Annotated in this window: 8 protein-coding genes; 3 read left to right on the top strand and 5 right to left on the bottom strand. The window is 42.3% G+C overall.

The genetic code is table 11. The features are described from left to right. Window positions 1-2: 2 nt before the first annotated feature. The 3 genes from AC5JQI_RS12910 (at window position 3) to AC5JQI_RS12900 (ending at window position 3,252) form a co-directional block, all read left to right on the top strand. Window positions 3-1,121, top strand: coding sequence for a cupin-like domain-containing protein (locus AC5JQI_RS12910; RefSeq protein ID WP_493912451.1), 1,119 nt, complete (start codon window positions 3-5; stop codon window positions 1,119-1,121). A gap of 348 nt (window positions 1,122-1,469) precedes the next feature. Then, window positions 1,470-2,201, top strand: coding sequence for a GNAT family N-acetyltransferase (locus AC5JQI_RS12905; protein WP_493912450.1), 732 nt, complete (start codon window positions 1,470-1,472; stop codon window positions 2,199-2,201). A gap of 199 nt (window positions 2,202-2,400) precedes the next feature. Continuing rightward, window positions 2,401-3,252: a 3-hydroxyacyl-CoA dehydrogenase family protein gene (locus tag AC5JQI_RS12900; RefSeq protein ID WP_493912449.1), complete on the top strand. Its 852-nt coding sequence runs from the start codon at window positions 2,401-2,403 to the stop codon at window positions 3,250-3,252. A 76-nt stretch (window positions 3,253-3,328) separates the two neighbouring features. On the opposite strand, the gene crr is transcribed toward AC5JQI_RS12900, so the two are convergent. From crr to cysZ, 5 genes are all read right to left on the bottom strand, one after another. After that, window positions 3,329-3,838 (bottom strand): PTS glucose transporter subunit IIA, encoded by a 510-nt coding sequence (crr, locus tag AC5JQI_RS12895; protein ID WP_493912448.1) that lies wholly within the window; start codon window positions 3,836-3,838, stop codon window positions 3,329-3,331. Window positions 3,839-3,885: 47 nt separating this feature from the next. Then, window positions 3,886-5,613, bottom strand: a complete 1,728-nt coding sequence (gene ptsI, locus AC5JQI_RS12890; protein ID WP_493912447.1) for a phosphoenolpyruvate-protein phosphotransferase PtsI — start codon at window positions 5,611-5,613, stop codon at window positions 3,886-3,888. 131 nt (window positions 5,614-5,744) lie between these two features. Beyond that, a complete protein-coding gene (gene ptsH / locus AC5JQI_RS12885; RefSeq protein WP_092549817.1) occupies window positions 5,745-6,002 on the bottom strand; it encodes a phosphocarrier protein Hpr in 258 nt (85 codons plus the stop codon). A gap of 445 nt (window positions 6,003-6,447) precedes the next feature. Continuing rightward, window positions 6,448-7,401, bottom strand: coding sequence for a cysteine synthase A (cysK, locus tag AC5JQI_RS12880; RefSeq protein WP_237387839.1), 954 nt, complete (start codon window positions 7,399-7,401; stop codon window positions 6,448-6,450). Window positions 7,402-7,686: 285 nt separating this feature from the next. Next, window positions 7,687-8,457: a sulfate transporter CysZ gene (gene cysZ, locus AC5JQI_RS12875; RefSeq protein ID WP_493912446.1), complete on the bottom strand. Its 771-nt coding sequence runs from the start codon at window positions 8,455-8,457 to the stop codon at window positions 7,687-7,689. Window positions 8,458-8,526 lie beyond the last annotated feature (69 nt).

Below are 8,526 nucleotides of genomic sequence, written 5' to 3'. Positions count from 1 at the left end.
ACATGAGTTTTTTCGGCACCACCCGGAATGCACTGGGTGATATTGTGATGTGGGCACATGAAGAAATGAGCATTTATCGGCACAGTAAGAAAATACAGCGTGAAATAGAAAGCCATGATGCATTGATGCGCCTTGAATCAGCAGAATACCATAACGTGGATAAAGTCACTGATATCTCGGTTGCTGAGTTCAGTGAACGCTATTTGATGAAAAAAGTGCCTGTGATTGTGGCGGATGGTCTGAGGGATTGGCAAGCGAAGCAAATTTGGAGTTTAGATTACTTTATTCAGGAATTCGGAGATATGTCTGTGCAGTTACAGGATGCCGGATTCCAACCGAAAAGTAATGTTGAGCTGCGTACTTATTTACAGGAAATTGCGTCGTTACCTGCTGTTGAATTGGGTGAAATGGGAAGTGATCTGGATTATCTCCGTTACACCTATGATTCATTTTTTAAGCATCTGTTATTCACGTGGGGATTGGGACATCGGGTAAAAACGGATTCATTTAGTTTCCGGGCGTTTCAACACATTCAGGCGCATTGGCAGCGGCCTTATTTCCTGCCTGAAAGCGGCTATAAGATCCCTTGGGTTCAGGCTGGCTCCCTTCAACCTAATAAGCGAATGTGTCAGGACTGGGGGCTTTATTTCTCTGCTCCGGGCGCGTGTACCCGTTTACATGTTGACGGAATGAGAACGAATGCGGTGTTGTGCCAGGTGGTGGGTAGAAAAGCGGGATGGATTTTTTCTGAGTCACTGGAAGATGTGGTCAGAAATACCGCAGAAGGACGCGCTGATTTATCGCGATCTGTGTATCAATCTACAGACCAAACCAGTGGTGAGGCAAATCAGGTTGATCAGTACCAGAATAAGGATCGTATCTGGCAATTCGATCTACTGCCGGGTGAGATTATGTTGATCCCTAAGGGATTGTCCCATGAAGTACATACTTTATCGCCCAGTATCTCTTTAACTTACAATTTTCTCACCAATGCGGAGTACCGGGATTATTTTAATTTCAAAAGCCAGCGGGGGCACGGTTGGATAGCGGACGCTCCGATTGCCGCTGTTCCTGAGTTCGCACGTATTTATCAGCGCAATGCCATTTCTACTATTCTCTGATTTTTAACTTTTACGCTTTAATTTTTAACTGCTATCTGATTTCTGAACAGGAACGGATCAGCCTGTTGTATACCTTATGCATCGATTTGAATATGAAGCATTGATGGATAATGACATATTGCGATTTCTTAAGCAGTATGCGTGAAAATAATACGGACTGTATTGGGGGCACAATCTTTTTCCTGGAGGACATTTTTACCTGTTTATACGCGATGAAGTGATCTTGATCTTATGGGACGAAAAAACCTGTTTGAGAGTGGATAAATCCACTTCCGCAGTACTTTCCCGGAGTTTTTTGAATGAGCGCCAAAATGCGCTTACTGATTCCACCTAAAGCGAGTAAGAAGTATGTCTTTATTTTCAAAAACGATAACCGATTTTTGGCAAACTCCATTGTTGAATGGAGATGTTCTCTATAGTGATGACGTTTTTACTATTGCCACTAATGCCAATCTGGAAGAAGAAGATCGGCTGATGGTTCTGGAAACGACTGATGGCCGGGTGATGGCGGTTATGACTCCTGAAATGGCTGAAAAAGCGGGGCTTTATAACCAAGCAATAATGTCTGAGTCGATCTTCCGCCAGAAATTGAATGAGGCAGATATTACCCTGCATGGCGCTGATTATATTTTTTACTTTTCAGAAGTAGAAAAGAGTGCATTGCTAGAAGAAAATCTGGGCGGTGATCTGCGTAAGCTGGAAGAAGAAGAGGATGAGGACATTTTCTCTGATTTTCAGGCTTCTGTTTCAGAACAAGATCTGGATGACGCTTATGTGGAATTAGATCATTGGGCTGTATTCGGCTCTTTTGATAGGGATCGCTTGGTTTGTGCTGCCAGTATGTATCCTTGGGATAATGCGAAAATTGCCGATCTCGGTGTACTGACATTAGCATCTTTTAGGTGCAAAGGTCACGCCAGAAAAGTAGTGCGCACGATCAGTAAATTCGCTCATTCTCAGGGATATGAACCTCAGTACCGATGCCAGCTCGATAACGCAGCATCTTCAGCATTGGCGAAAGCCACGGGGTTAACGCTGTTTGGTAAGTGGGAACTGGTTTCACCGGACTCGAAGAACTGAATTAAGTTAGTTTGAGTCAATTAGTTTGAACCAATTAGTCTGAAATATTCCTTTCATCTTGCCAGTTGTTGCGTTAACTGTGACAACTGGCAATTCATCCGATATATACCCGATAGATTCACGTTGCTGCCAATAACGCAATGACGTGGAAGATGCCGGGTATTAACAATCGTTAAAAATCGATAAGAAAATAGTCACTATGTCAAAACTTAAAATAGCTGTAGTTGGTGGGGGCAATATTGGCTCCAGCCTTGCCTTCGACTGTGCTTTGCGGGGGCATGATGTGGTTGTTATTGAAAAAGATGCGCTTTCCTGCGAACAGAGCAAAGAGCGTATCATGGAGATCGCTAATTATGCCCCGTTGTTCAGTCCGCTCGCCAAGGGAAAAACTTCTGAGATGATCCTGCAAAACATCGTTTGGGCGCAGGATTTACAGGCCGTTTCCGATTGTGAATTGGTAGTGGAAAATATCACTGAAAATATTGAGCTAAAACAAGCAGTATATGCGCAAATGTCAGAATTTATCGCCCCCCATGCGGTATTGGCAGCAAATACATCTTGTATTCCTATCACTAAACTGGGTTCATTCCATAGTACTCCCGCTCAGGTCATTGGGGTGCATTTTATGAATCCGGTTTATTTGAAACCGACTGTTGAGGTGATCATCGGCCTGAACACTTCCGGACAAACTCAGGAACGCTGTTTGGAATTTCTGTCTATATTGGGCAAAAATGCTGTTGTGGTGAAAGATGGCCCCGGTTTTGTCTCCAACCGAATTTCCCATTTATTTATGAATGAGGCGGCTTTTACCGTGCAAGATGGTGTAGCCCTGCCTGCGGATGTGGATGCGATATTTAAAGGCTGTTTCGGTCATAAAATGGGACCATTGGAAACGGCGGATTTGATCGGCATTGATACGGTCGTTAATTCCCTTGATGTGCTTTACCTGATGTTTCAGGATTCAAAATATCGGGTCTGTCCGATGATGCGGACGATGGTCGATGCAGGGCACTTGGGACGTAAAACCGGTAAGGGATTCTATACGTATTAAGTATTCGTCCCGCTAATAAATCGATGGTCTTATCTCCCTCTTATGTGGAGATAAGACCATCAAATTCACAGTTCTGTTATTTTTTGATGCGCATGATGACTGATTCACCTACGACGACAGACCCGGTTACTTTAGATAACTCTTTGATTTCATCCATGTTAGAAATAACAACAGGAGTCAGGGTTGATTTAGCTCTTTCTTCCAGAAATGCCAAATCAAACTCTAAAACCAAATCGCCCCTCTGTACCCGTTGACCTTCTTCGGCGATGCGCTTGAAGCCTTCACCTTTAAGTTCAACAGTATCAATACCAAAATGAACGAATAGCTCTATGCCACTATCGGACTCGATAGAGAAAGCATGGTTAGTTTCGAAGATTTTACCAATGGTGCCATTAACAGGAGCAACAATTTTGTTTCCTGTTGGTTTAATCGCAATACCATCCCCCACAATCTTTTCAGCAAAAACAACATCGGGTACATCTTCGATGCTGACTATCTCACCTGATAATGGGGCGATAATTTCAATACTGCCGCTATTTTTTTTATCGTCTGAAACCAGAGATTTTAATTTATCAAGCAGACCCATGAATCTTCTCCTAATTGTTTAATGGGACCGTGTTCTGGCTAATGTGTTTAGCAGAGTGTTTTTTCTCTGGTAAAAGTGTCAACCAAATCCATCAATTCCTGTGCTGTTGGCTGAGTTAAAGCTTGTTCTGCCAGGGCTTTTGCATCATTGTAATTAGTATTACGAATGATTTTCTTAATACGTGGAATTGATATCGCACTCATGCTGAATTCATCCAATCCCATGCCTAAAAGCAGCAGTGTAGCACGTTCATCACCAGCAAGTTCTCCACACATACCTGTCCATTTACCTTCCGTGTGTGAGGCGTCAATCACTTGCTTGATTAGACTCAACACGGCGGGTGACATTGGGTTGTAAAGATGAGAAATCAGCTCATTACCACGGTCTACCGCAAGAGTATACTGGGTTAGATCGTTCGTCCCAATACTAAAAAAGTCAACTTCTTTTGCAAGATGATGAGCAATGGTTGCAGCAGCAGGTGTTTCCACCATAATGCCGACTTCTATTAATTCATCAAATGCCTTGTTTTCATTGCGTAACTGCGCTTTGAGCAATGCTACTTCGGTTTTTAATTCCCGTATTTCTTCAACTGAAATGATCATCGGGAACATGATGCGAAGTTTACCAAATGCGGAAGCCCTCAGGATAGCACGCAATTGAGAATGTAAGATCTCTTTACGATCAAGGCAAATACGAATCGCACGCCAGCCAAGGAATGGGTTCTCTTCTTTCGGCAGATTCATATAAGGCAGATCTTTATCACCGCCGATGTCCATCGTACGAATAATAACCGCTTGATTTCCAACTGCTTCTGCAACCGCTTTATAGGCTTCGAACTGTTCATCTTCAGTTGGCAGGACATCGCGATCCATAAACAGGAACTCCGTACGGTATAAACCGACTCCTTCCGCGCCATTGCGCTCAGCCCCTATGACATCACGAACCGTACCGATATTGGCACAAACTTCAACTTGGTGCCCATCCAGAGTAATAGCGGGTAAATCTTTCAATTTCGCCAGTTCAGTTTTTTCTGTCAGATACTCGCTTTTTGTGGCTTTCAATTGCTCGATTTCAGCATCTGAAGGATTCACGTAAATCTGATTGTTAACCGCATCCAGAATCAGGTAGTTGTCGTTCTTGATTTGCCTGGTTGCGTTGGTTGTACCAACAATCGCAGGTAGTTCCAGAGAGCGGGCCATAATGGAAGTGTGGGAAGTACGACCGCCCAAGTCAGTAATAAATCCCAGTACCTTATCCAGATTGAGTTGTGCGGTTTCTGATGGGGTCAGATCGCTGGCAACCAGAATAACTTCTTCGTCAATTGAGCCTAAATCAATAATTGGCATATCCAGAATATTTCTCAGTAAACGTTTACCGATATCGCGTACATCGGCAGCACGTTCTTTCAAATATTCATCATCCAGTTCTTCTAGAGCCTTGGCCTGATCTTCAATGACGGAATAAACGGCAGAATCTGCTGTTACCAGATTTTTCTTAATCAGGCTGATAATCTCCTGCTCTAGCTCTTCATCTTCCAGCAACATGATATGGCCTTCAAAGATTTCGGCCTTTTCTGCACCCAGATTTTTTTCGGCTGTTTTTCTGATTATTTCTAATTGTGCAGAGGATTTATCGCGGCCTTGCTTAAAGCGGGAGATTTCTTGTTCGACTTGTTCAGGGGTAATTTTTTTCTGATTAATAATTATGGGGTCTTCTTTCAGCAATAGGGCTTTACCGAAAGCAATACCTGGTGATACTAAGATGCCTGAAATCATACTATATGACCTTACTGCGGGTGATTACCTTTCATTGCGCCTTCAGGAGGGGAGGCTTTAAATATCCCCGAATTTTATGGTTCCGGGGATAATTGAATGAAATAGATTGGCTTAATTAGCGGGGTGGGAGGTTATTCCAACTCACCCATCAGCTTAACTAGGTGCTCAACAGCTTGTTGCTCATCTTCGCCTTCAGCAGCAATTGTTACGACTGTACCTTGAGTCAATCCCAGCGTTTGCAGCTTAAACAGGCTTTTCGCACTGGCAGACTTGCCTCCAGAAGTCAGGGTAATGTCAGAAGAGAAGCCTTTTGCTTCTTTGACGAATTGTGCCGCAGGGCGAGTATGGAGGCCGTTTGGTGCAGTAATGGTAACTTCTTGCTGGAACATAGTATTTCCTCAATAACTTAAATATTCGTTGAATAAGTCAAGAGAATTCTAAAGCTAGTGTAGTTGAATTCACTCGGACTTGTACAACCGTTAAATTGATAATGAAAGTAAAGTGTAGACACTTCATATTTCAGGCTGTGTTACTGCTGCAACTGCAACTCAAAATCCATTTGGTATAATAGTCATTATCAAAAAATTAACATACTTGATGCATTCAATTGTTGATTTAGTGTTAATACACGCTATCCGAGTAATGGCTGAATGAATTAACCCTCAAAGACGCCTGCTTGAAGATTAATTTCGTGCATCAAAATAATTACTGGTTAAATACTAAAGCTACTTGAATAAATCATCCAGGAAAGTTTTAAAGTTTGATCTAATGCACAAAAAAGCACCCTTAAGGCGCTTTTTTGTTAATGTAGTAAAAAATAGTGCAGGATGATTTTTAATCACTCTGCAAATCAGCAAACAGGGCGGTACTCAGATAGCGCTCAGCAGAAGAAGGCAAAATCACCACGATATTCTTATCTTTATATCCATCTTCCTGCGATAATTTAACTGCTGCCGCAATTGCTGCACCTGAAGAAATACCGGAAAGAATTCCTTCTTTTACAGTGACTTCACGTGCTGTTCGAATGGCTTCATCGTTGCTGATTTTAAATACACGGTCAACTAATGTTAAATCTAAGTTATCAGGGATAAAACCCGCTCCAATTCCCTGAATTTTATGTGGGCCTGGTTTAAGCTCTTCGCCTGCTAATTTTTGACTGATAACAGGTGAATCTTCTGGCTCTACCGCAACGATAGTTACTTGTTTACCGCAGGTATTTTTCAGGTAACGGGCAACACCAGTGATCGTTCCTCCAGTGCCTACACCCGCCACGAAAACATCGACATTACCGTCAGTATCTTCCCAGATCTCAGGGCCAGTCGTTTTTTCGTGAATTTCTGGGTTGGCTGGGTTGCTGAATTGTTGTAGAAGTACATAACGGTCAGGGTTGCTATCATGAATTTCGTTGGCTTTTTCAATAGCGCCTTTCATGCCTTTTGCGCCTTCAGTCAATACCAAATCAGCTCCCAGTGCTTTCAGGAGCTTGCGGCGCTCAAGGCTCATGGTTTCAGGCATAGTCAATGTCAGTTTATAACCACGGGCAGCAGCAACATAAGCAAGAGCAATGCCTGTATTACCACTGGTTGGTTCAATAAGTTCTTTATCTTTAGTGAGGATGCCTCGTTTTTCTGCATCCCAAATCATATTAGCGCCAATGCGGCATTTTACACTGAAGCTGGGATTGCGTGACTCAACCTTCGCTAAGATACGACCATTGGCGAAGTTTTTTAAGCGTACTAACGGAGTGTGACCAACAGTCAACGAATTGTCTTCATAAATTTTGCTCATTGTTCGATTGCCCCTGAGATACCGTTAAATATTGGTTAAACATACGCTAACATCTTATTTATGGAAATAAGGTTTCAATCTATTGTTATTATATAAAAGAATATTGGATGGTTATTTTATATTGTTCAGGCTATTTATGATTGGTATAACTATTTGTATTATTTTTGGCCATCGTGTCGATTTTCTGATTGATGTGATACATATCAGCAAATCATTAAACAAACCCCCTGATACATTTATAGCTTGTCGGGGGGCTATGTGTAGTTTTAAAGAATTAAAGCAGTTTTATACTGTGTGATTCAGCGCATGTTTTGCACGATAGCGATCAACCCACATTGCGGTAGCACCGCAAACCGCAACCGGCATAATGAATAGGTTTATTACGGGGATCATGGTTAATACGCTTACCGTTGCACCAAATTGAAGGTTGTCGATTTTGTTTTGTCTCAATGTATTGCGCATGGTGGCAAAACTGACTTTGTGGTTATCAAATGGATAATCACAATATTGGATAGCCAGCATCCAGGCACTGAAAATAAACCAAAGGACAGGGGCAACGGTTTGGCCAATTCCGGGAATAAAATAAAGCAATAAAAGGGCGATAGCACGGGGGATGTAGTAAAGAATTTTCACTATTTCACGTTTTAAAATGCGCGGCGTATCTTTGAGTAAGTCGATAATACCTGTATCTGGTGCAGGAATACCCGTCAGGTCAGCCTCCAGTTTTTCTGCCAACAACCCATTGAACGGTGAAGCAATGAAATTGGCTAATACGCTGAAGAAATAGGTGAAAATTAGTAAGATGGAAATGACCGCAATTGGCCATATCAGGTAGCTTAACCATTGCATCCAGTCCGGTATTTTATTGAGTGTCCATTGTATCCAGCCATCCAATTTCTGGTATAACCACCAAAATGAACCACCTAGCAACAAAATATTAGTCAGTAAAGGCAATAAAACGAATCTTTTAATGCCAGGGCGAGTGATCAGCTGCCAACCTTGCACAACATAATGAAATCCGCCTAAATGTTTTGGCAACTTTGTCGAATTCGTCATATTTTCTTATTCTCTCCTAGATGATTGAGACGGTATGATATAGGCAGGATTTTCTACTGACCAGTAGTT

The organism is Xenorhabdus sp. XBWT, from assembly GCF_059072735.1.
The sequence above is the reverse complement of the archived record's forward strand: the minus strand, read 5'-3'. Positions and strand labels throughout refer to the sequence as shown.